Genomic DNA, 25044 nt, shown 5'->3' on the forward strand with positions numbered 1-25044 from the left:
ATAACACCAGCCACATGGCTTTCCCCAAGAAGCCAAAACTTGATCTTTTGTCATGCCAACCATGATGTCTTTATTCATGATTGTTCTTCTTATCTCTGGAGAGAGGTCTTCTCTGGACAAAACATCGTTCCTGGTTTTTTCGTAAGCCGTAGCACATCCTGAGGTTATAATTAAAAACGATATAGCTGTTACCAGATTCTTCACCATTTAATATTTGTCTCTTATTATTTAATGACCATTTTTGTGAGATTCACGATTCCCAAACAAATATTACTCTCATTAAGATTACCTTAAAGATAATTATATTAATAGCACTCAAATTGCACTTTCTGACATTTAGAAAGGTATCTGCACGATCAATTTGGCATGATCGCTTCCATGAACCGTAAAAGTGACGGCTATGATTAATGCCTCAATGGAAAACTTCTGGGAAATACTTAAAAATTAGATTTCTTATCCCAGCAAGTGTATTTTAAAATATCCTTGCATAATTTTAAACCTTAATGTGGTGATTTGAACTTATGAATTTTGGCATTGTAGGACTCGGGCGAATGGGTGGAAACATGGCACGTCGCTTGTCCCAAAAAAACATCAGAATTGCGCTAATGAACCGGACGCTCAGCATAGCAGAAACTTTGGCCGCAGAAACCGGGCACATAGCATGTGTGGATTATGCCGCATTCGTGAAAGCACTCGAAATACCTAGAATCATATGGCTAATGCTTCCTGCCGGTGATGCTACTGAGACCGCATTAGAAACCTTGCTGCCGATGCTATCACCAGGTGATTTGTTGGTCGATGGCGCAAATGCGCACTACAAAGATGATATCCGTCGAGCGCAGCGATGTAGTGATTTCAATATTGAATTCTCCGATGCTGGTGTATCAGGAGGCATTTGGGGACTGGAAAACGGCTACTGCATCATGCTAGGAGGGTCGGAAATTGTGGCTGAACGCTTGCAGCCTTATTTGCAAGCGCTTGCACCCACCCCATCCACAGGATGGTTACATACTGGCCCCGTCGGTTCTGGGCATTATGTGAAAATGATTCACAACGGCATTGAATACGGCATGATGCAGGCTTTCGCCGAAGGATTCGCCATGATGAAAAACAAATCTGAATTTGCTCTCGACTTAGGGGCAATTGCAGAGTTATGGCGTCATGGCAGCGTAGTACGCTCTTGGTTACTCGATTTGTCGGCTGAGTTTCTGGCCAATGACCAATCCTTGGATACCATTCAACCTTTTGTCAGCGATTCTGGAGAAGGTCGATGGACCGCACTCGCATCTGTCGAACAAGGAATTCCCACCCCGGTAATGTCTTTGGCATTGGCAATGCGTTTTGCATCGCAGGGTAAAAACGATTACGCAGCAAAGATTCTAGCAAAAATGCGCCAAAGTTTTGGCGGACACGCCATCAAGGAGAATTAATATCGCTTCCATAAGGGAAAAACCCTCCGAACCACAACCATGTTCGTTTATTATTTTCGGAGCTACAGGTCATTTGACAGCCACCAAGCTTTTGCCAGCTTTGTTTCATTTGGAAAGCTGTGGACGTATAGCAAAGAATATGGCCATCACTGCTTTTGCCCGGCGCGAATGGTCACTGGATCAATGGAAAGCACATGTCTGCGATTCACTGAAAGATAAAATCAGCTCGCAGCAACACAAAGCTATTCTAAAACGATTTCTCAAGCGTTTCCGTTACCAGCAAGGCAATTTTGATGATTTGGCAGCTTATCGACAACTGGCCGATAACTCACAATGCGAATCACCATGCACACAAACAGTATTTTATCTAGCCATCAAACCTACAGTTTTTTCGACTGTGATTAAAAATCTGGAACTGGCTGGACTTAACAAACCTTGCGGCACAAGTCGCATCGTAGTGGAAAAGCCTTTCGGACGAGATCTAAATTCTGCTCGCGCACTCAATCAATTGCTGCATCAATCGTTTAATGAAGAACAAATTTATCGTATCGATCATTTTCTCGGAAAAGAAATGGTGCAAAATTTGTTTGTATTTCGTTTTGCCAATACGTTAATTGAATCACTATGGAATCGAAACTATATTGATCATGTAGAAATCACGGTGGCAGAATCGACTGGTGTTGGGAATCGCGCGGACTATTACGATCAAGTAGGTGCGCTGCGCGATATGGTGCAAAATCACCTGCTTCAACTGTTAGCTGTAGTCGCAATGGAACCCCCCTGTTCACTCGATGCTGATGAATTACGCGATGAAAAAGTTAAAGTGCTTCGCACCATTCGACCGATTCATAGCAACCAAATCGACGAATACTCAGTGCGAGGTCAATATACACAAGGCAATATGGATGGAGAGCAAGCTGTTGGTTATCTACAGGAAAAGAATGTTAAGAAGGATTCCATTACCGAAACTTTTGCAGCCGTAAAATTCTATATTGATAACTGGCGATGGAGTGACGTACCTTTTTATTTACGTACGGGCAAACGATTAACACAGCAATCCTCCATGATTGCCATTCGTTTTAAGCTTCCGCCGCAACAACTTTTTCGTGAAACGCTTTCACAAGCAATTGCACCGAATTGGATGCTATTTTCTATTCAACCAGAAAAATCAATGAAGATCGAAATTCACGCCAAACAACCCGGCCTTGGCATGGAAACACGTATAACGCAAATGGATGCCAATTTCCTGAAAAATAATGAACAAGGCTTAGATGCTTATGAAACACTACTACTCGATGTCATCGAAGGCGATCGTTCATTGTTCATCCGTTTTGATGAAGTCGAAATGGCTTGGCAAGTCATCGAACCGATTCTGAAACATTGGCAGAAAAAAGCTACCGCTATTGCGATTCCCACCTATCCCGCAGGAAGCTGGGGGCCTGAAGACGCTAATCAGTGGTTCTTCAACAGCCAAAATCAAGATTGGCGCAATACGTCTTGAAACGATCTGCTGATTCAATGAATAGGAATATACATTGCTTTGTGTAAAATCTATTAGGATAGATTACTTATTGACCCTAATAGATTTCTTGAATAGAAAACTCCCAGATTTAGAAAAACTAATAAACAACCTCGTGGCAAGACCACGGGAAATCACAAGTTAACACAATATGGTTTATCACGGTTTTATCAGATAACGGGATTAATTGATATTGGCAATTTAATAAATTTGATTCGAATCTTTCTCATGATCGGCCGTGTTATCTTTTGATAAAATTCAACTGAATAAATTGAATTTTACAAACTGGCATTAAAAACTCGATTACATATAGATTTAATGCAAAAACATCTGATCAACAATCTACCAAAACCTCAACACACAAGATCGAAATTTTCATTAAATACAACATGCTAGAAAGCGAATCTTCACTTAAACAACAAATTGTTAGCGATCCCGATGAAGTACCTTTAATTCTTCATTCGCATATCAATCAACCCATTTCAGACCTATCCCTACTTCAAAAATCCTTGCTATTCGCGGAATTATCCATGATCGCGTATAACGATCCTGTTGAGGCCGAACGTGCTGTTAATCTCATGGGCTTTCCCACTAGCATTTTCTTTGATTATGATGGTGCGCAAGGTTATTTTTTTGAGAACGATCACGATAGTGTCATTGTCTGTCGCGGCACTGAACCTAATGAATGGAACGATATTCACGCAGATACCAATGTGACAACCGTAATAGCCGAAACAGCCGGACGTGTACACCGTGGCTTCAAGCAAGAAGCTGATGATTTATGGCCTCTGATTGAGAAGCATATCAAAGGACTCAACAAGACTTTATGGTTCACGGGACACTCATTAGGGGCAGCCATGGCCACGGTATGTGCTTATCGATGTCGTATCTCGAATGAATGCGCCAACCCGAAAGAACTCTATACGTATGGTAGTCCACGTGTCGGTAACAACCGCTACGTTAATTTTGCAAAACTAACGCACTACCGATGGGTAAATAACAACGATATCGTGACACGTGTTCCACCGATATGGATGGGCTACCGTCATACCGGTATAGAAATGTATCTCAACCGGAATGGCATGATAAAAACACTCAATTATGCTGCGAAACGACTTGACCGCTGGCATGGATTTCTTCGGGGACTGAGAAGGTTTCGCCTCGATCATTTCTCGGATCACAGCGTACATGAATATATCACGCATATCTTAAAAGCCGTAAAGAGAGAAGAAGACTTAAAAAAATTAAGTGGTTAATCTCCTTCATCCTTCAAATTACTACAAAAACCGAAACGATTTAGATTATTCGGCGGATCGAAATTTAATAGGTGTTTTGCAATTGTTAGTCTTGTTCCTTACGCTCTTTGTATTTAATTTCTCGTAGCAATGAATTCAGCCTTAGAAAAATTATTCGCTTTCCATCGTTTTAATAAATGCATTCGCTTCATTGATAGATTTTTCCATCGACGCAACCAACGTGGAAACATCGGATTGAATGTTTCCCAATTCACTTTTCAGCGATGCAATCGCGCGAGCATTCAGGTTGTGTTTTAAAAACATCACCTGATCTTGAAAAACTTTCAGTACTGGATGAATTTTGGCTTCGGCTTGTTTCATCGAAGCGATTAACTGACGGTAATGTTCTTGTGTTGCTGTAAGTTTTTGCTGGCTGCTTTGTTTGAAACTCTGATTGCTGTATTGCGTAATTTCCTCTTTCCACTCAGCAAACAACGCATTCGATACGCTTTCGATATCGGCGATTCTGGTCCTGACTTCTTCCGCTTTGCTGCTGCTTTCTTCATAAGCATCGTTGAGTCGTTTGTAGGTATCCTCCAAATCGCCGCCTTTGAAATTAGTCGCGGCCGTAAATTGCTCCAATGCGGACTTGAATTGCTCTTTAGTTTCTTCTTGTGTATCGCGTGCTTTCTCAACACGGTACACCATCACGTCACGCTTGGGAATCCCGATTTTTTCCAAACTTTCCAAGTACATCGTGGAACATGCACTCAGCATCAAAAAGACAGAAGCCAGCAATAAACGATACGAGCAATTCATAAGATGATCTCCGAAAAAATGTGCGCAAAGTATACGCGAAACAATCCTCGATTGAATACAGCATGCACGAATCAACAATCAGCGCAGCACGCCACGGCGCAATAATTGCCGCAACGCAACCAATCCCAGCAAAATCGGATGACGGCGTAGCATCGGAGTAACCTCAATTCGCACCCCGGTATGCCGCTCGATTTTCCACACCGCATACTCGACACCGTTGACAAACGTAAACACCGCTTTTCCCAATCGTAGCAAAGACAAGACCCGCCCCTGCCAGCGGCGCAAACGCCAACGCCAATGCGCTTGCCGTTGCATTGCAGGCGTGGTCAGGCAGCGATATACTCCATCTTGCTGTTGTAGCAATAATGACGTCAGCATCGGACTTGCCGCTTGCGTCCAGCGAATAAACACTGGCAGATTGGTTTGCGCTAAATGACGCGCGCGCGTCTCCTTCTCAGCACGTAGCTCGGATGCATAAGTCAGCATTAAACAGCGCGTCCAAATTTCTTCTACATTCAATTCTCCGGCCTCGATCGCAGGCACTCCTGATTTTAAAAAAGTCATAACCGAGTGCGCGATCGCCATATGAATCCGCTGATGAACCGCATCGTCACGCGCAAATAATAAACGCGAAGGCTGCGCAAAACGTGCCCAGATATAGGAATGAAACCAGAACTGCGCACCGCGCTCAAAATCAGCCGTTGAAATGACAGCGTATTTCGCTCGTAAAGTTTTTCCTTGATGCGCTACTTCGAGATAAAACACGTTTGGCGGCAACCATCCATTGAAAAGAGCTAGCAATCTTTGCTGGGGGTAAGCTTTACGGTAATCATCGACCAATACATACAAATCAACAATGCCTTCGTCCAAGCTGCAATCGGAATGCAAGCACGAACCATACAACAACACTGCATCCAATGAATCCGAAAAGCGTGTCGTTAAAGCTGTAACGAAAGATCCCAGTTCCAATGGAACCGACAAATTGCTTTGTGCCGCGACTGCATCGATCAATTCGGCCGGCAATCGATGATCTGCTGCTTGGAAATTCGTATCCATGGTCGCTATATCACTAGAAACGTAATTGGGGGAGTCGCTGAGATCCGCAAAGGTTCATTTTGGTTGTCGGAGCGATATAATTCACCGTCCACCACATACTCATCCTTCACATAAAGCGATAATGTTTGCATATTCCGGCTGAAGTAGCCGTCCGACTCTTTCAACTGCCCCCCCTGACCTGTCAACAACGGCCATAGTGAACGCAAAAGCCGTCTTGGATGCTGCTTAACCCAAGTAACATGCAAAGGTAATGCCTCCTTCCCCCAATAAGGACGCATATTCAGTAAGATTCGATGCGATGCACTGATCAGCGCAAACAAAAAAACACCTTGATGTATGCGCTGTTCAGATTCAACGAGCTTCATTGTTACCGGCATCCAATCGGTGTGGTGCCGTCCCAATAGAATGCCAAACAGCGCTTTCATTACAGAATACAGCATAATCAAAAAAGTATAACTATTCCCTGTAATTCCTACTTGTTTAACCGGACTCCTTGAAAACTTTACCCCGCGCGCCACCAGACCCAGCGCAAAAAACATACCGTACAATTTATTGATACCCGCTTGTTCGATACAAAATGCAGCACGTTGCACCAACTGAGGAGATAAAGGTTTAGCCAGATAAGCCTGTAAGCGATGTAGCACCTGATCTGGCTTACCTTTAATTCCTAAATCAAAAGATGTCATGTTGGTGGTACCACCGGGCACAATCAGTAAAATGGGCCAGTCATCACAGGATTTAAAATACTGGAATAAATGTGCAAAAATTGCATGCGTAGTGCCATCCCCCGCTACAATCACCAGTAAATCAATTTGCACTTGAAGCAATTCATCGAGTGCAATTTTAAAAGAAGCCGCATCGGTACCTTCACGAAGTACGATAGCGGGTATTTGCTGCAAAATCTGTCGAATTTCTAACAACCTAGTTCGTGCTCGACCTCCGTTCGGATTCAGCAAGCAACCGATCTTAGCCGAGCCAGTTTTTAAACGATCAATTCTTTGTGGCAACAGCATTGGGTAAAATTATTAATAATTCAGTGCAATGACTTCGTTGACAAGCTTCTTATATCCAATGGGGCACGCGTAAATATTTTTACCGCCCATTGATCGCGATCATGCGCGGGATCAATATCTTGTAACCAAGATCGCAAACTACCCTCTTTATGTTTAGTTAGCCAAGCAATCATCAAACGCCAAATCAAAACGCCCGTCGAGATCAAATGCCACACCACTACTAGTGCAAGACCCAAAGCAGGCTGCCCAATCAACCAAGAAAATGTGAGCAAAAGCAAATTTGGATTGCGGCGCGCAGTGATCAACCGGCTAAATGAATCCAATCTACGCCAAATAAAAATATCGAATGGCGCTAAAGAAAACTGGAAAACTCCTTCGCATAGCCGACCGCCAATGTAACCGACAAACATCAAAAAGATCAGTATTTCAAATCCTGGAATTGCCTCGGCTGTACCAATCAAACCTGCCCCCCAAGCCAAATACCATAATGGCGGATGGATAATATCCAAACCATGATCCAGAACATCACCAAGTCTGCTCGATGTGACAGTTACGCGCGCCAGCTTACCATCCACGGTATCAAGGAAAGTCATGATCCATGCCATCAACAAACCAATACCATAAAAACCGCCCCAAAACGCCAGCCCAGCGGTGACCGCCAAAATGATGCTCAAATAAGTCACGTGATTCGGCGACCAACCTTTACGTACACAGTAATGCGTTACCCAAAATGCCGGTTCCGGCCACAACCACTTGGTAATGAAGTCTGTAACACCTTTATAAGAACCTGAAAACAGCTCTCGCTCCAGTAGTGTCCGATTCGCTTCATTGATCGGCAAAATGTACGGTGGATCCTTTTTCTTCAAGTTTTGCTGAAAGTCAATTTGCAGATCATCCAAACCAATCCTCGGAATAGTCAACAAAGCAAATTTATAATTATGATCCTTATCTTTATCTAAATTCCTTAGCAACTGCTGCGCATAATCCCCATCGGTACGTATTGCAGCTGGACATCCATCCACACTATACAATGCGACCTTCTTGTCTAACCCCAACAATGCATTAAGTACACGTCCGTCAAATAAAAAATTAGCATTGAGAAACAACGTCGCTGCACCAGAAGGTATCTTGTCGACACTGTCTACAAAAGTAACATTTGTCTGCGTGCTGAGCATGCGACGCAAACGCTCCTGTCCGGTCAATCCCCAAATTTTTGGCTCGCCGTCACCAAAAAGATAAATATAAGTAGTTGTTGGCATACTTGATCTATACCTGATTTACAAATGAAATGAAAAAACTATCAAAGATTAGTACTCATTGGATAGGAAATATACATACTAACAGAAGCCAATCATTACTAGCCACATCAAAAGACTTTGCGTAACCACAGGTTCGCAATCAGAATTATAGTAATACTGGGCGCAAGCGCTACAAATATCGGATTGAGATTCAATATCAACCCTGCGTTGGCAATGATTTGATCCAGCAAATAAACCGCTACACCGATCAAAGCAGCAAAAACTAGCTTATTACTTAAACCGGTGCGGATAGAGCCAAAAACGAACGGAATCGACAATAACACCATCGCTACGGTCATCAATACGCTTCCAAGTTTACGCCATAGTGCCAATCGATAAGAATCAAAATCTTGTCCGGTAGCACGCAAAAATTCAGTATGCTGTGCAAGCTCAATGGGTGAAAGACTCTCCGGTGGCTTGGTTAGCGTGCGAATATCATCAGGACGCAAAAAAGAACGCCAATTGAGTGAATTCAAATGTGCCGCAGAAATTCCGTTGCTTGTGAATGTTCGCGTAATAACATCATGCAATTCCCAAAGATCGTCATCAATAATTTGCGCAGACTCCGCCAAAATATGTGAAGCCAAACGGCCTTCCAAAGAAAATTGCAGAATCTCAACACCAACAGCCTGCCTCGAGTGCAGCATTTGACCGATACGAATAATATTATGCTCATTACGCGCCCAAATACCCAAATTTCTTCCCAATTCGGCACTTAAATTTAGCGCCAATGCACGATAGGTAATCGCCTTTTGTTGCAATTGCGGCGCAACAAATTGCTCCAATACAACAACGCTCAATAACAACAACGCTCCCGCACTGAGCGATGCCAAGCTAATTCGCTGCGGTGAAAGGCCAGCCACACGCATTGCGATAAGTTCCGAGTGCACCGCCAACCTTCCTAGTGCAATGACCGTACCCAATAGCGCGACAAACGGCGCGATCTGGATGAATCTTCGCGGCATCAGCATCGTCGTGTATAAAAAAGCATCTTTCGTACGGTACGTACCTTTACCGGCATCATCCAACTGATCGAGTAGATCAAAGAAACCAAATAGCGGCAACAAAATTGCTGTGGCGATCAGAAAACCCCATAGCACTTGAATAATCACATAGCGGTAAAGTATCATGCCTGCTTCCCGAACCACTGATATTTCAAGAAAAACGCATATAAGCTGAGTCCAATCAACACCGACACATCTAACCACCACATCCCTGGAAAAGTTCCTACTACACCATTCTCCACCCAGTTTTTTGCCAATCCACTCAAATTATAATAAGCCGCAAACAATAGCGCGGCAATTAAATAGGTTCGATCCGTCTTATCCCGTCGCGGCGAAATGCGAATAAAAGTTACCGCAAGCAACGCCAGCAGAATCGTTGCTAACGGTCGGGAAATACGCCATTGAAATTCAGCAATGTCACGCGGCTCGTCCGATTCCCATAGTGTTCGTGTAGGTGCAGCTTTACGACGGTAATTGAGTACATAATCGGTATTAATATAATAGGTCATGTTTTCAAATTCTATTGCATCATCCACGCTGGCATCGTTACTAATCTTATAAATGATGCCATCAGACAATTGGATATAAGGTTTTTCCTCGGATGATAACGGCTGAACTTGGAAAGCCTGCTTAGCGATGACTATTTCGCTGTTATGCGGATTCTTCACATAGTGAAAAATGTGCTGCATCTGCTTGATCGAATCATTTTTTTCTTGCACATAAATCACCCGGCCGGAACGCTCACTACCGTGAAAACGCCCGGCCTGGAAACGATTAGTATTTAATTCCGCTTCGGCTTGCGCATCAAGAATATAGCTTTCTGCGTATGCCCAGGGACGAATATAAGAGGACAAAATACCGCTGATAATCCCTATGGGTATAGCAACGGTCAAAACCACCCATACGATACGAGTTGTACTGATTCCAACTGAACGAAGCACTGTCAACTCATGGTCTTTATTCAACCTGCCAAGTCCGATGATGACAGAAATATATAAAGCAATTGCAATTAGTACTTCTAACGAGATTAGCGTCTTAAGAAACACCAGCTTGAAGAGTGCAAAAATACCAAGTGATTCAGTCACCGCACCAGCAAGCAGTCTTGCACTGCTGAAACTGGCAAATAATCCGGTCAGAATCAATATGACTACCGCAAAAGGTAGCAAAATTTCACGTGCGATATAACGGTCGATCAGCTTCATCTATTAACAATTCCAGCTTATTCCTGCACCCTAAGCATTCATTTTTTTACTTTTTAATAGCAATTCCACCAACTGCAGATCTGCCACTTTATCTACATCAATTCCCGCACAAGGATCATCCAATTCAATCGCGCGTATCGCAACACCCGATTTTTCTGACACTGCGGCCAGGCCTTGCTGCAATGTCAATGTCCCTAGTAGGTAGGCAATCACGGTTCTAAAACCGAGTACGCGAGCAATCAATTTCCATGGCTTTTTGCGTAAATCTTCAGCTTGGCGCCAGAAATTCACGAGAGCACGCCCTCGAGGCGTAACGGTAAACAAATTGCAGCCACAAAACCCTCCATCGTGCAATCGTATCACTGTCCGTTTGGCATCGGGAGAAACTGCAGCAATGCGCTCTTGTTTCACGATACCGACAGTAGCATCCCCGGCGATCACACTCGATTGCTGCAGAAATTGCTGCACAATCGCCGATGTTAACAAAGCATGATCCGCAGTGGTGATTAATACAGAAGTGTCCGCCGGTATTTGCTGCAATGCGCTATTCGCACTGCGACTGGGTGAATCCAGATTAGGAATCCATGTCACCTGTCCAGAGTCAATTCGCCGTTGCAATTCAGGGCAATGATTATGCAGTGTTTCTGGTGGGCCGCACAGAATGATTGAAGTAATTTGCTGGCAAGCCTGCAGCGCATCCAATACGCGAATAATCATAGGGATACCCCCTACCTCTGCAAAAGCCTTACACGCAGCACCGGTAAATTGCGTAACCGGGTCTTTTCCAGTGCGGTCTGCGGCTAATACTATGGCAGCAAATCGCTTATCCGTATTGTGATTCTTTGTACTCACAAGTTTTTTTGATAAATACGATAGCGCTTGTATTCTTTACTACCAATACTTTTGAGAATATGCCGCATGGGTAAGTTATCTTCCAATATCCAAGATAATTCGACTTCATCTATCCCGCGGGCCAGTCCAGCGTGACGTGGCGCATCAATGATCAAGCATGCTAGCGCCAAGCCTAAGGGCGTATTCTGGAATTCCTTGCGTACTCCCATCAACGGAATACGGCCGCTACGGATCTGATTATTTTTGATCCGCTTAATAATTTTCATCCAACCAAATGGAAATAAATTACCGTTCAGTTCAGGCAATACTTCGTTTAAATTGGGTAAGCCCACCATAAAAGCTGCTGGCACACCATCCACTTCAGCAATTTGAATAAATTCATCTGGTAACAGCCACTTCAAGGTACTGCCCAGCTCGGCAAATTCTTCTTCAGTAAAAGGTATAAATCCCCAGTTTTCACGCCAGGCATCATTGAAAATACCTCTGAGAATTTCCATTTCCTCAGTCAACCTATTGCGCTGTAAAGTACGCAGTTTAATTTTTGACGAAAATCGATGTATGACCGCCTTCATCACGGCTGGAAATTCAAAATCGACATTGATTTTATACGCCAGCATATCCTTTGCCGGAACATATCCCTGTCCTTCCAACAACCGCCCATACCAAGGTGCTGAATGAGTCATCATAATCATGGGTGGCGTATCGAATCCATCCACCAAAATTCCAATCTCTTGATTGATCGAAAAATTAAATGGCCCAGTAACATACCGAATACCCCGTGCAGCTAACCAAGCTTCTGCATGCAGCATCAGCGATGCAAAAACTTGCGCATCATCAATACATTCCATAAAACCAAAATGGCCGGCGTCAAAACCGTAACGCTCGCGATGAAGTTTATCCACCTGCGCGCTGATACGCCCAACTGGCTGTCCATCTCGATAGGCAACCCAGAGCTGCCAATCACCATGTTTGGAATAAGGATTGAAATGTGATAAATGAAAGCGCCGCTCAAGCCTGAGCGGCGGAACCCACATGGGATCATCCGCATAAATACGCCAAGGTACGTTTATAAACTTACCCACATCATGGTAGGTCATTGCGGGACGAACGATTACCGGTGAATTACTAGCTGCCAACTGTTTAGCCATTGCGATGAAAAAGAGTCAAAGCGAACTGTAAGTGTTTTAAACTAATCCACTTACATATGAGTATATTTAAGTAGGTCATCCACCAGTTTATGAAAAACTTCTTTAGGGTCTTTTGCAGGCACCTCTTGTTGATCGCCGGTCATTACTTTGGGCCTATAAGCATTGGCTTCGCATTGTTCATCGGTAATATTGCGACAAAAATCTCGAAAATTATTCCAGTCGGTATTGTACTGAAGCAAACGATCTTGGCGAATAAATAATCGCAACACTTCAAAATTATGTTGTAACTCAGGCATGCGTACTGCAAAAAATTCCTGAATGTTCTTAGGCCAAACTTTGTGCTTCGGATATAAAGCCGCAAACTCTGTCTCAATCGTATTACGAAAATTCTCAATCGCATAGGAACGCCGCTTGCGATTAATGATTTCGATAAGAATCCCTCCCATGATCGCAAAAGTAAATAAAGCAATCGCCCAAAACGGCACCATTTCGATATATTTGGTTATCTGACTGATATTCTCGTTCAAGGTTATTTCATTCCTAGATTAGTTTGAATAGCGAGATCAATACCCATTCCTATTCAGATGAGCTTTGATTGGTAATTTGTTATCTTGCCACAGTGAAACTGATGTATCAACAGATAGTCATTATAGCCAAGTAAAGCGCTGACGCACTGACCTACTCAATATTCCTTGTAGGATTATTGAGAGTAAATTTTGCGTCAATCCTTTTATTTTACAGCGAACTGAAATAATTGCATCACAGCAGCAAATTTGCATTGACCTAGTATAGTCAATTGCGCTATTTTTGTTTCCTTTTTCACAATCAAAACTACCTGTTGATATTTTTTGTTTTTTTGCTGCATTTAATTCTTATGGCCAAACCTTCCAAAAACACTACTGCTAACACAGAACCTGAAAGTTTCGAAGCAGCTTCGGAAGAATTGGAAAAAATTGTAGCTGATATGGAAGCCGGGCAAATGTCTCTGGAAGCATCCCTCGTGGCTTATCAACGTGGAGCCGAGCTACTACAATACTGCCAAAAAAAACTTCAAGGTGCGCAACAACAAGTTAAAATACTTGAAGGTGACATGTTAAAAACTTTTAATACTACAAACACAAACGATCTTGATGACCGCTGATTTTCAGAACTGGGCCAGTGATTGTCAGGCACATATTGAAGTTTTTCTTGCATCCAGGCTTCCTGCCATTGATTGCATTCCTATCCGTTTACATAAAGCCATGCGCTACTCTGTTCTAGGTGGCGGCAAGCGAGTACGCCCTTTGCTCGCTTTTGCTGCGGGTGAATTAGTGCAAGCCGATAAAGCCCGTGTAACCATTGCAGCCGCTGCTGTTGAGCTCATTCATGTATATTCGTTGGTGCATGACGATTTGCCTTGCATGGATAATGATGTTTTGCGGCGTGGCAAACCAACTTGCCATGTGGAGTTTGACGAAGCAACCGCACTACTAACGGGCGATAGTCTACAAACCCTCGCTTTTGAATTACTTGCAGAAAAAAAGCTATCCGACACACCTGAGATACAGTTAGAGATGATTGCTCAGCTGGCTCGAGCTTCTGGATCACGCGGCATGGCTGGTGGCCAAGCGTTCGATCTTGATAGTGTCGGTAAAACATTGAGTTTGCCAGAACTGGAATTTATGCACATTCATAAAACCGGCGCATTGATTCGTGCTGCTGTGATGTTGGGTGCACGTTGCAGCAACCACCTGAATGAAGCACAATTAAAACAATTAGATCATTTTGCCAAATGCATCGGCTTAGCATTTCAAGTAGTTGACGATTTGCTTGACGCCGAAGCCACGACCGCTACACTTGGAAAAACTGCCGGTAAAGATGCCGAAAACAACAAACCAACGTATGTCAGTATTCTAGGTATTAACCAAGCACGAGAATTGGCACAGAAATTACAACATGATGCCTATCAAGCTTTAGATCATTTTGGTGATAATGCGTTAAGATTATGTCAGGTGACTGACTTTATTATTCAACGCAAATTCTAATTACAATTCTTTCTTAACTTTTTAGACTCTGAATGTATCCACTGCTCGATACCATTAATTTACCTTCACAGTTACGTGAATTGGACCCAAAGAGATTACCGCAATTTGCCAACGAATTACGTAATTTCCTTGTTGAATCGGTAGCCAAAACCGGTGGACACTTATCCTCTAATTTGGGCACGGTTGAACTCACCGTTGCAATGCACTATGTTTTTAACACACCTCATGATCAAATTGTGTGGGATGTGGGCCACCAAACATATGCCCATAAAATCTTAACAGGGCGACGGGAAAACATGAACAAGCTGCGCATGCATGGAGGCATTGCCGGCTTTCCACGGCGCGATGAAAGCGAATATGACGCTTTTGGTACCGCACACTCCAGTACCTCTATCAGTGCTGCATTAGGTATGGCGGTAGCGACACAGCTGAATCAGACGTGCAAGCGTGCCATTGCAGTCATTGGCGATGGCGCCATGAGCGCTGGCATGGCGTTTGAAGCACTGAATAATGCGGGTGTAATGGATGCCAATTTACTGGTGATTCTCAATGACAATGACATGTCGATCTCTCGGCCTGTCGGAGCGTTAAATAACTATCTGGCCAAATTAATGTCCGGGCAATTTTACGCAACAGCACGGCGCGCCGGTGAAAAAGTATTGGGCGTCATGCCACCGATGCTTGAGCTAGCAAAACGTGCTGAAGAGCATGTTAAAGGAATGGTTACACCAAGTACCTTGTTTGAAGAATTCGGATTTAACTATATCGGACCAATTGATGGTCATGACCTGAATGTTTTAATTAAAACATTAAACAATATCAAACAGCTCGATGGACCGCAGTTTCTACACGTCGTTACCCGCAAAGGTGCTGGCTATAAACAGGCCGAAGACGATCCAATTCTGTATCATGGTGTCGGAAAATTTGATACCAAAAAAGGAATCACTCCCAGCAAAACCATTGCAAAACCAACTTACACACAAGTTTTTGGAGATTGGTTATGCGATATGGCAGCACAAGATTCTCGCTTAATTGGTATTACTCCCGCCATGCGAGAAGGCTCCGGATTAGTTCGCTTTTCACAGGAATATCCGACGCGCTATTTTGATGTCGGTATCGCCGAACAACATGCCGTTACTTTTGCAGCAGGTGCTGCATGTGAAGGACTAAAGCCTGTTGTAGCTATTTATTCAACTTTCCTACAGCGCGCTTACGATCAATTAATTCACGATGTCGCAATTCAAAATCTACCTGTTGTTTTTGCCATTGACCGTGCGGGGCTCGTTGGTGCCGATGGCCCTACACATGCCGGAAGTTTTGACTTGACCTATTTACGTTGCATACCTAATATGACCGTAATGGCTCCCGCCGATGAAGATGAATGTCGTCAAATGTTGTATACCGCTTTTAAGACCGATACGCCCACGGCAGTTAGATATCCAAGAGGCAGTGGTAGCGGTGTACCGACTCAAAAAGAAATGCGCATGCTGCCGATCGGACGTGGCGAAATTCGCCGCCAGGGAGAAAAGGTTGCTTTATTGTCTTTTGGCAGCATGCTGACTCCTTGTCTTGCTGCCGCAGAAGAATTGAATGCTACTGTTGTCAATATGCGTTTCATCAAACCGTTAGATGATGAATTAGTCGCCTCACTTGCAGCCAATCATAGTTTGCTAGTAACTGTAGAAGAAAACACCATCATGGGTGGTGCCGGCAGCGCGGTCTCGGAATCGCTCTATAAACAGAAAATCTACACTAAAATGCTTCAATTAGGTTTACCTGATACGTTTATCGATCAAGGAGACCATGCGCAAATGCTTGCTAATTGTGGCTTAGACAAAGATGGCATTATCGACTCAGTGAACTCAATGCTATCGAATGAGTCATTATTGTAAGTTTGCTGTAGTACGTGCGAAGCCATTAGTAGGTCGTTAAAAAACATATTCGAACATCGGCAAGTACCACAAACCATTTTTCAGACAATATACTATTAAAAAATAGAATGCCTTGATCAGAAGGAGAAAAATAACGTGAATAAACAAATAGACCTGCCAATTGCAGATGTACAAAGCACTCCAGATACCCGTCATATAGCGATTGACCGAGTGGGCATTAAAGCGATACGTCATCCGGTTATTGTTGCAGACAAAGACGGGGGAATTCAACATACCATAGCTATTCTCAACATGTATGTTAACTTGCCACACAACTTCAAAGGAACGCATATGTCTCGTTTTGTCGAGATTCTAAACAGCCGAGAACGCGAGATCTCGGTAGAATCCTTTGAATCTATTCTGCGTGAAATGGTAGAGAAATTGGAAACTGATTCTGGGCATATTGAAATGAGCTTCCCTTATTTCATCAACAAATCAGCTCCTATCTCTCAGGTCAAAAGTTTACTCGATTATGAAGTGACCTTTATTGGCGAGATTGTTAAGAATGAATATATTTTCACCATGAAAGTCATTATACCCGTAACCAGCCTATGCCCTTGTTCTAAAGAGATCTCCAGTTATGGCGCACATAATCAGCGCTCACACGTATCAATCTCGGTGCGTACAAATAGCTTCGTTTGGATTGAAGATATGATCAGAGTCGCAGAAAATAACGCTTCTTGTGAACTATATGGCTTGCTTAAACGCCCTGATGAGAAGTATGTCACTGAACGCGCTTATGACAACCCGAAGTTTGTCGAAGATATCGTCAGAGACATTGCCGATACGTTAAATCGCGACAATCGTATTGATGCCTATGTGGTGGAATCGGAAAACTTTGAATCCATACATAATCACTCGGCTTATGCGTTGATCGAAAAAAACAAAAAACACCATTAATAGCTTTATAAATATATAAGCCTGAGATTTCGTTTAAGCTATAGTGCTTGTTGTTTGGCAAAATCCTTTAAGCGAAATCCCAAAACCCACAGTGCAGCAAAGTAACTTGCCGCGCCCAAACAAACAATCCAACTCAGCTTTACCACACGCTCCAAAGTGGAATTGGCTAACCAACCGGCGTGATCACCAACTGTAAACCACAGAACGCTTCCCATAACCGCCAGTGCTACTAATATTTTAATAAAATACATAGCCCATCCCGGCTGTGGTCGATAGATATTTTGACTGCGCAATTGATAATACAATAAGCCGGCATTTAAGCACGCACCCAACCCTATTGCCAGCGCCAATCCAGTATGTTTAAAAGGAATTATGAATGCCAGATTCATTAATTGAGTGGCAACGAGTGTAATGATGCCGATTTTTACCGGTGTTTTAATATTCTGACGAGCATAAAACCCTGGTGCCAGAACTTTTACAAGAATCAATCCAATTAACCCAACGCTGTAAGCAATCAATGCTTCACGCGTCATCCACACATCGTGATCAGTAAAAGCACCGTGATGGAAAAGCGTTGCAATCAACGGCGTCGATAATAATCCCAAGGCCAACGCAGCAGGGAAAGTTAGCATTATGGTCATGCGTAATCCCCAATCCAACAAACGTGAGAATTCATCAGCACTGTTGCCGCTATGATGTCGTGCAAGCGAAGGCAACAAAATCGTACCCAATGCCACCCCCAACAGTCCGGCAGGAAATTCCATTAATCGATCTGCATAATAAAGCCAAGATACACTCCCAGTAACCAACAATGAAGCAAAAATAGTATTGATCAACAAACTAATTTGACTTACCGATACCCCAAAAACTGCAGGTCCCATCAATTTAATCACCCGCCAAGCACCACTTTCTCTAACATTAAAACGAATCCGTGGTAATAATTTGAGGCGCATCAAAAAAGGTACCTGGAAAATCAGCTGCAGTACTCCGCCGATAAAAACCGCCCACGCCAACACTAAAACAGGCATTTCTACATATGGGACAAGCCATAGCGAGCAAGCAATAAAAGACAGATTCAAAAAAGCGGGCGTAATCGCCGGAATACTAAAATTCCCATAGGTATTTAAGATACCTCCGGCTAAAGCAACCAATGAAATGAAAAAAATATATGGAAATGTGATGCGCAGCAAATCAACCGTTAAAGCAAATTTATCGGGGTTATTTAAAAAACCCGGAGCGCTGACATAGATAATTAAAGGTGCCGAAATAATACCAATCAGCATAATTACAAACAATGTAACAGCCAAAAGCGTGGCAGTGTGATCGATTAAATCACGTGTTTCCTCGGCAGAACGCGTATTTTTATACTCCGCCAAAATAGGAACGAAAGCCTGTGAGAATGCCCCTTCAGCAAATAATCGCCGCAACAAATTGGGGATACGAAAGGCAACAAAAAAAGCATCGGTTGCCATACCTGCACCAAAAATTCGTGCAATGATCATATCACGTGCAAAACCGAGAATACGCGATATAAAGGTCATGCTGCTAACCGCAGCCAAGGCTTTGAGTAGATTCAAAGTTTATGCAATACGCAATTATGAAGCATGAAAAACAGTATCAATTATTTGGGATTAAAAATTGTGACTTACTATGTAAAAAAACGTCTCAGTTTCTGAATCAAACTTTCTCTCTCCCATTTCCAATGTAAGCAATATTCAGTACCTACCTCAGGATTCTCAATATCCGCTTCTATTCTTGTTTGTCCAGTAACGACCGGTGTTACCAGTGTTGCCTCAATGCCATTTTTTTTACAATACAATCTTGCCGAAGAAACTGCGCGTCCTTTGGGCAAATCCACAACCAGACTCAATTGTCGCGTATCGCTATCCACCACATGCGAGAAAATTCCTTCGGGGTGTGTATAAGCTCCCTCGCACTGATAAGATAAAACCAGATCACAGCCATCCGTTACTTTAATCTCCGCCGGAAACCTTGTACAAACTTGATAGCCATCATCAGTATTTATTTTCGCGACAGGATCGCGATCATTCACCCGAATGTTGTTAATACTTCCGATAGCACGAATAATTCTAAACCAGTATTCAGTACTGCCAACATAACAAGCTCTTGTCCTTTGGATTTGCCTTACTGTTGCTTTGTTGCCACCCGTATCGTGCACGGTTAACACTTTATTTAAACGATCAATCGTATGTGTCGACTTATTTTGTTCAAATTGATCATAAATTAAAACTGATGCGCTTAAAACAAATAGCAACCCCATCACTACATATGGCGTAAACAGCGCCACCAGCACCCCAAAAAGTACTATGCAGCTATTGAGATAAAAAACAATTTGGTTGGACCTATCAAACATACAAAACTCCCCTTCTTAATTACCTTGTCACAATATTTTCGTTAATCGCAGAGTTTATCAGAGATAACCGGCAGAAAAAATAACACAGCAAATCCCTAGAATAGCCAAACACTGTCTTATATAGGTAAGAAGCGATACGTGACTCCCAAAATAAATCAATTAAAAATCGATTTATCTAATTAAAGTTTGGCGAATTCAAGTCGTTAAAATCTAGGAATAATCGCTCCACAACAACGTTACCCAACCATTAATCAGTTAAACTTGCTTGGAAGAGAATAATGAAAATCCTTGTAAACTTTAAATCAGGTTTTAAACAAACTTTTATCGTTCCTAAAGAAATGCTGACGGTAGATTTTAGAAATATGGCTAGGGAAATTGGTGGAAATATTGAAAGTATCGAATTTTCATTACCCTCACGCCAGCAAAAATCAATGAGCTCCAGAGCGAATCTCAGTATCGGTATCGTTCAAATACCAGACAAACGATAATAGAAAACTCAAGAGCTATTATCTAAAACTCAAAAAGGTATATCATCATCCATATCGTCAAAACCACCGACTCTTTTGGAAGCACCTGTGTTTAGATCTTGAGCATTTTCTTCATGATCGACAGGTGCTTCAAAACTACCGCTTCCCGTTCGACTTCCTAGCATTTTCATATCCGTTGCAATAATGTCCGTTGTATAGCGCTCGATTCCATTTTTATCTGTCCATTTACGTGTTTCCAATCGACCTTCAACATAGACCGAACGGCCTTTTTTTAAATACTCTCCGGCAATCTCGGCCAATTTTCGATAAAATGTCACTCGATGCCATTCAGTTTTCTCTTGCTTCTCGCCATTCTTGTCTTTCCACGTATCGGTAGTCGCGAGCGTAATATTCGTGACTGCTTCGCCACTTGACATATACCGTGTTTCTGGATCTTTCCCTAAATTTCCGATCAGTATCACTTTGTTAATCGATGCCATTTATTTGACTCCTTCCTCAAGTAATTTAATGACGCTGGTTTCATCAAAACCTTGCACATCCACTTTAAGATAAGCTACTTCTTCATTAACTATTACCAAAGCTTCGTAGACACCTGGCAATTCCGCGAGCCTGCGTGATAACTCCTGAGACTGCCCCAAATCCATAGCTTGCACGGAATACATTTTAGAACGAACCGCAGCCGGTGCTTTCATTGTGATGGCCAATATTAACCACACGATCAGCAGCAATCCACAGAAACCATAAAGCGATTGACTGCCAAAGTTGCCAAATAAGTATCCCCCAACAGAAGCTCCTGTAAAAGCACCAAGAAACTGTGTACTACTATAAATACCGATCGCTGTACCTTTTGCTCCAACGGGTGCAATTTTAGAAATTAGCGATGGAAGGCTCGCTTCTAGCAAATTGAATGCGGAAAAAAATACCCACAAAGCAATTGCAGTAGCTGTAATCGAATCTGTAGTAATTGCTAATAAGATTTGCCCTAATAATAAAGTAGCAATAGCCACAATAAACACCTGTTTTAACTTGGATTTTTTTTCTGCGTAAATGATGGCGGGAATAATGCAAGCAACTGAAAGAAGCAGCACAGGCAAATATATTTGCCAATGATCATTCGCTCCCATACCCGCGTCACGCAAAGTCAGAGGCACAACCAACCAAAGCGCCATCAACGTTGCGTGCAATGCAAAAATGCCATAATTTAGGCGTAATAATTGCCTGTCGCGTAACACATCTCGAAAGCGAGTTGCAGCAACTTCTGTGTCCGAATGAAAGCGGCTTATTTGTGGATCAGGGATTATTTGCTTTACCACCAGCATTGCCAAAACAGCCAGAACTCCGGTCAAAATAAAAATCCCCGGTACCCCGATCCATTGATTCAAGGTTGGCGCTATCGTCAACGAAATTGCAAAGACCATACCAATAGTCATGCCTATCGTCGCCATTGCTTTGGTACGATGCTCTTCTCGCGTTAGATCAGCGGCAAGTGCCATCACAGCAGCTGATATCGCTCCGGCACCTTGGATAACACGGCCTATAATCACCCAATAGATATCTACAGCAATCGCCGCAACCAAGCTACCTATCGCGAATAAAATTAGGCCAAAATAAATGACCGGTTTTCGCCCAATTCGATCGGATAGCCAACCAAACGGAATTTGTAATATTGCCTGTGTTAAACCATACGCACCTAAGGCAACACCAACCAGTGTGTAATTATCTCCACCAGGCAAATCTTCAGCATAAAAAGCAAATACCGGCAAAATAATAAACAACCCAAACATACGCAACCCATATACCCCTGCCAAACCAATGGCTGCGCGCAATTCTAATGGGGACATTTTTTCAGATGAGACAGACATGAATCAGAGATTGTGATATTTCTAAAAAGTTGGGTATATTAACAGGTTGACCAATACATAGATAGCCGATGGAATTTATAAAAATACGCGGTGCACGCACCCATAACCTAAAAAACATTCACCTTATCCTCCCCCGCAACAAGCTAATTGTGATTACCGGATTATCTGGGTCGGGCAAGTCTTCGCTTGCCTTCGATACGCTTTATGCAGAAGGCCAACGACGCTACGTTGAATCACTTTCTGCTTACGCACGCCAATTTCTACAGCTTATGGAAAAACCGGATGTTGATTTGATCGAGGGATTATCGCCTGCCATTGCAATTGAACAGAAAGCCACTTCACATAACCCGCGTTCGACCGTCGGCACAGTCACAGAAATCCACGATTATCTACGCTTACTGTTCGCCCGCATCGGCGATCCTTATTGTCCGGAACATCACATTATGTTGTCGGCGCAAAGCGTTTCGCAAATGGTGGATCATGTTTTGCAATTGCCTGAAGAAACACGCTTAATGATCCTTGCGCCTCTAATCACAGAACGCAAGGGAGAACAAACCGAACTGTTTGACGAATTACGCGCGCAGGGTTTTGTCCGGGTACGCATTGATGGCGAAGTATACGAAATCGACGCATTACCAAAGTTACAAAAAACCAAGAAACATACTATTGAAGTCGTTATCGACCGACTCAAGGTTTCCTCAGAAAGCAAACAGCGACTAGCGGAGTCTTTTGAAGTAGCGTTGCGTCATTCTGATGGTAAAGCACTCGCGATAGAGATGGATACCCATACTGAGCATCTTTTTTCCGCTAAATTTAGCTGTCCGGTCTGTAGTTACTCATTATCCGAGCTGGAGCCTAGATTGTTTTCGTTCAACAATCCACTGGGGGCTTGTGCTAAATGTGACGGTTTAGGGCAAATTACCTTTTTTGATCCGACACGGGTAGTTGCTTTCCCTCACATATCATTAGCGGGAGGTGCTATAAAAAATTGGGATAAACGGAATCAATTTTATTACCAATTACTCGCTGGACTTTCGGAACACTATCAATTTGATTTAAATACGCCATTCGAGAATCTCGATGAATCCATCCGCACCATTATTTTGTATGGTTCCGGCAAAGAAAAAATACAATTTTCTTATTACACGGATAGTGGAAAAAAATTCCAAGATATTCATGCATTTGAAGGTATCATTCCCAATTTGACTAGGCGTTATAAAGAAACTGATTCGCAAACAGTACGAGAAGAATTGGCCAAATACTTAAACGCTCAAGTATGCCCGGAATGCCAGGGAACACGGCTGTGCCAATCTGCACGCCACATTCAAGTTGCAGGACAAGCCATCTATCAAATTAGCGCACTGCCACTCAAAAAAGCACAGCACTTTTTTGATCATATTGAATTATCAGGACAAAAGAAATCAATTGCTGATCGCATCATTAAGGAAATTTCCAGTCGTTTACAGTTCCTTAACAATGTTGGATTAGATTATCTTTCGCTTGATCGATCTGCGGATACGCTATCGGGCGGCGAATCCCAACGAATTCGGCTTGCCAGCCAAATCGGTTCAGGTCTAACCGGTGTAATGTATGTGCTTGATGAACCTTCCATCGGACTGCATCAACGCGACAATGGCCGCTTGTTAGAAACACTCAAAAAACTACGCGATCTAGGCAATAGCGTTATCGTAGTAGAACATGATCAAGATGCGATAGAAATTGCGGACTATGTCGTCGACATGGGTCCCGGTGCTGGCGAGCATGGCGGTTATGTGGTCGCACAGGGTTCTCCCCAAGATATCCAGCAAAATGACGCTTCGATGACTGGTCAATACTTATCGGGTAAGCGTTCGATTCCTATCCCGCAACACCGACACCCTCCCGCTACTGACCGTATGTTACGGATTGAAGGCGCATCAGGAAACAATCTTAAGGCCGTCACACTAGATTTACCGGTTGGTCTGTTTATTTGCGTGACCGGGGTATCAGGATCAGGTAAATCGACCTTAATCAATGAAACGCTTTACCGAGCAGTCGCTCGACACTTATACGGCAGTAATGTGGAGCCTGAAGCCTATAAAAGTATAGAAGGACTGGCCTTTTTCGATAAAGTCATCAATATGGATCAAAGCCCAATTGGGCGTACACCTCGCTCCAATCCAGCAACCTATACCGGGTTGTTCACACCAATCCGCGATTTATTTGCCGGCGTACCGCAAGCACGCGAACGCGGTTATGCGCCAGGCCGGTTTTCCTTCAATGTGAAAGGCGGCCGTTGCGAGTCTTGCCAAGGCGATGGCGTCATTAAAGTAGAAATGCATTTTCTACCCGATATCTACGTCACATGCGACGTTTGCCATGGCCAGCGTTATAACCGAGAAACCCTGGAAATTCAATATAAGGGCAAAAACATCAATGAAATGCTGCAAATGACGGTTGAAGTAGCGGCTGAGTTTTTTTCTGCCGTTCCGGTTGTGGCGCGTAAATTACAAACACTCCTAGAGGTTGGCCTTGGTTATATTACTCTAGGGCAATCTGCGACCACACTATCCGGTGGCGAAGCACAGCGAGTAAAGCTTTCGCTTGAACTCTCTAAGCGCGATACAGGGCGTACTTTATACATTCTTGACGAGCCTACCACAGGATTACATTTCCAAGATATCGATTTGTTGTTAACCGTTCTGCATCGGCTACGCGACCATGGCAATACCGTTGTGGTCATCGAACATAATTTAGATGTCATCAAAACCGCCGATTGGATCATCGATCTGGGCCCTGAAGGCGGCGATGGCGGTGGTCGTATCATTGCAGAAGGCTCTCCAGAAGCTATCGCAAGCAATAAAGAAAGCTTTACCGGCGAATATCTTTATCCGATTCTTACCAAATGAA

General features: G+C 43.2%; 22 protein-coding genes. 9 read left to right on the top strand and 13 right to left on the bottom strand.

Annotation, left to right across the window (positions count from 1 at the left end; translation table 11 throughout):
- The first annotated feature begins 521 nt into the window (after window positions 1-521).
- The 3 genes from gnd (at window position 522) to W03_RS07925 (ending at window position 4205) form a co-directional block, all read left to right on the top strand.
- Window positions 522-1430 (top strand): phosphogluconate dehydrogenase (NAD(+)-dependent, decarboxylating), encoded by a 909-nt coding sequence (gene gnd, locus W03_RS07915; protein ID WP_244072456.1) that lies wholly within the window; start codon window positions 522-524, stop codon window positions 1428-1430.
- The gene (gene zwf / locus W03_RS07920; protein ID WP_279600026.1) at window positions 1402-2931 is read left to right on the top strand and encodes a glucose-6-phosphate dehydrogenase; all 1530 of its coding nucleotides are present in this window, start codon (window positions 1402-1404) and stop codon (window positions 2929-2931) included. The genes gnd and zwf overlap by 29 nt, the downstream gene beginning before the upstream one ends.
- 407 nt (window positions 2932-3338) lie before the next feature.
- On the top strand, window positions 3339-4205 hold the full coding sequence (locus tag W03_RS07925) for a lipase family protein (protein WP_244072458.1): 867 nt from the start codon (window positions 3339-3341) through the stop codon (window positions 4203-4205).
- Between the two features lie 150 nt (window positions 4206-4355).
- Here the strand turns inward: W03_RS07925 and W03_RS07930 are convergent, their stop codons facing one another.
- The 9 genes from W03_RS07930 to W03_RS07970 all read right to left on the bottom strand — a co-directional run bounded on the left by W03_RS07930 (window position 4356) and on the right by W03_RS07970 (window position 13103).
- Complete coding sequence (locus W03_RS07930; protein ID WP_244072459.1) at window positions 4356-5003, bottom strand: DUF2959 domain-containing protein; 648 nt, start codon at window positions 5001-5003, stop codon at window positions 4356-4358.
- A gap of 78 nt (window positions 5004-5081) precedes the next feature.
- Window positions 5082-6059: a hypothetical protein gene (locus tag W03_RS07935; RefSeq protein ID WP_244072460.1), complete on the bottom strand. Its 978-nt coding sequence runs from the start codon at window positions 6057-6059 to the stop codon at window positions 5082-5084.
- 5 nt (window positions 6060-6064) lie between these two features.
- Window positions 6065-7072 (bottom strand): acylglycerol kinase family protein, encoded by a 1008-nt coding sequence (locus W03_RS07940; protein ID WP_244072461.1) that lies wholly within the window; start codon window positions 7070-7072, stop codon window positions 6065-6067.
- Window positions 7073-7092: 20 nt separating this feature from the next.
- Window positions 7093-8331, bottom strand: coding sequence for a CDP-alcohol phosphatidyltransferase family protein (locus W03_RS07945; RefSeq protein ID WP_244072462.1), 1239 nt, complete (start codon window positions 8329-8331; stop codon window positions 7093-7095).
- A 107-nt stretch (window positions 8332-8438) separates the two neighbouring features.
- Window positions 8439-9500, bottom strand: a complete 1062-nt coding sequence (gene lptG, locus W03_RS07950) for an LPS export ABC transporter permease LptG (protein WP_244072463.1) — start codon at window positions 9498-9500, stop codon at window positions 8439-8441.
- Window positions 9497-10576 carry an LPS export ABC transporter permease LptF gene (lptF, locus tag W03_RS07955; RefSeq protein ID WP_244072464.1) on the bottom strand — a complete coding sequence of 360 codons (1080 nt, stop codon included), beginning with the start codon at window positions 10574-10576 and terminating at the stop codon, window positions 9497-9499. Before lptF ends, lptG begins: the two co-directional genes overlap by 4 nt.
- Window positions 10577-10606: 30 nt before the next feature.
- The gene (locus tag W03_RS07960; RefSeq protein WP_244072465.1) at window positions 10607-11428 is read right to left on the bottom strand and encodes a nucleotidyltransferase family protein; all 822 of its coding nucleotides are present in this window, start codon (window positions 11426-11428) and stop codon (window positions 10607-10609) included.
- Window positions 11425-12576 (bottom strand): N-acetyltransferase, encoded by a 1152-nt coding sequence (locus W03_RS07965; RefSeq protein WP_244072466.1) that lies wholly within the window; start codon window positions 12574-12576, stop codon window positions 11425-11427. Before W03_RS07965 ends, W03_RS07960 begins: the two co-directional genes overlap by 4 nt.
- A gap of 50 nt (window positions 12577-12626) precedes the next feature.
- Window positions 12627-13103: a hypothetical protein gene (locus W03_RS07970; RefSeq protein ID WP_244072467.1), complete on the bottom strand. Its 477-nt coding sequence runs from the start codon at window positions 13101-13103 to the stop codon at window positions 12627-12629.
- 347 nt (window positions 13104-13450) lie between these two features.
- Between W03_RS07970 and W03_RS07975 the strand changes: the two genes are divergently transcribed.
- The 4 genes from W03_RS07975 to folE2 all read left to right on the top strand — a co-directional run bounded on the left by W03_RS07975 (window position 13451) and on the right by folE2 (window position 17431).
- Window positions 13451-13717 carry an exodeoxyribonuclease VII small subunit gene (locus W03_RS07975; RefSeq protein WP_244072468.1) on the top strand — a complete coding sequence of 89 codons (267 nt, stop codon included), beginning with the start codon at window positions 13451-13453 and terminating at the stop codon, window positions 13715-13717.
- Entirely contained in the window at window positions 13707-14600 is an 894-nt protein-coding gene (locus W03_RS07980) for a polyprenyl synthetase family protein (RefSeq protein WP_244072469.1), read from the top strand. The genes W03_RS07975 and W03_RS07980 overlap by 11 nt, the downstream gene beginning before the upstream one ends.
- Window positions 14601-14632: 32 nt before the next feature.
- On the top strand, window positions 14633-16492 hold the full coding sequence (dxs, locus tag W03_RS07985) for a 1-deoxy-D-xylulose-5-phosphate synthase (RefSeq protein ID WP_244072470.1): 1860 nt from the start codon (window positions 14633-14635) through the stop codon (window positions 16490-16492).
- Between the two features lie 135 nt (window positions 16493-16627).
- The gene (gene folE2 / locus W03_RS07990) at window positions 16628-17431 is read left to right on the top strand and encodes a GTP cyclohydrolase FolE2 (RefSeq protein ID WP_244072471.1); all 804 of its coding nucleotides are present in this window, start codon (window positions 16628-16630) and stop codon (window positions 17429-17431) included.
- Between the two features lie 38 nt (window positions 17432-17469).
- On the opposite strand, the gene murJ is transcribed toward folE2, so the two are convergent.
- Together murJ and W03_RS08000 are read right to left on the bottom strand one after the other, a co-directional pair.
- Complete coding sequence (gene murJ / locus W03_RS07995; protein ID WP_244072472.1) at window positions 17470-19008, bottom strand: murein biosynthesis integral membrane protein MurJ; 1539 nt, start codon at window positions 19006-19008, stop codon at window positions 17470-17472.
- A gap of 71 nt (window positions 19009-19079) precedes the next feature.
- Window positions 19080-19805: a hypothetical protein gene (locus tag W03_RS08000; RefSeq protein WP_244072473.1), complete on the bottom strand. Its 726-nt coding sequence runs from the start codon at window positions 19803-19805 to the stop codon at window positions 19080-19082.
- Window positions 19806-20083: 278 nt separating this feature from the next.
- Here W03_RS08000 and W03_RS08005 point away from each other — a divergent pair, with 278 nt between their 5' ends.
- A complete protein-coding gene (locus W03_RS08005) occupies window positions 20084-20293 on the top strand; it encodes a hypothetical protein (protein WP_244072474.1) in 210 nt (69 codons plus the stop codon).
- A gap of 29 nt (window positions 20294-20322) precedes the next feature.
- Here the strand turns inward: W03_RS08005 and ssb are convergent, their stop codons facing one another.
- The gene (gene ssb, locus W03_RS08010) at window positions 20323-20772 is read right to left on the bottom strand and encodes a single-stranded DNA-binding protein (RefSeq protein ID WP_244072475.1); all 450 of its coding nucleotides are present in this window, start codon (window positions 20770-20772) and stop codon (window positions 20323-20325) included.
- The gene (locus W03_RS08015) at window positions 20773-22134 is read right to left on the bottom strand and encodes an MFS transporter (protein WP_244072476.1); all 1362 of its coding nucleotides are present in this window, start codon (window positions 22132-22134) and stop codon (window positions 20773-20775) included.
- Window positions 22135-22223: 89 nt separating this feature from the next.
- Between W03_RS08015 and uvrA the strand changes: the two genes are divergently transcribed.
- On the top strand, window positions 22224-25043 hold the full coding sequence (uvrA, locus tag W03_RS08020; protein WP_244072477.1) for an excinuclease ABC subunit UvrA: 2820 nt from the start codon (window positions 22224-22226) through the stop codon (window positions 25041-25043).
- Window position 25044: the final 1 nt, after the last annotated feature.

The organism is Nitrosomonas sp. PY1, assembly GCF_022836435.1.
Classification (GTDB): Bacteria; Pseudomonadota; Gammaproteobacteria; order Burkholderiales; family Nitrosomonadaceae; genus Nitrosomonas.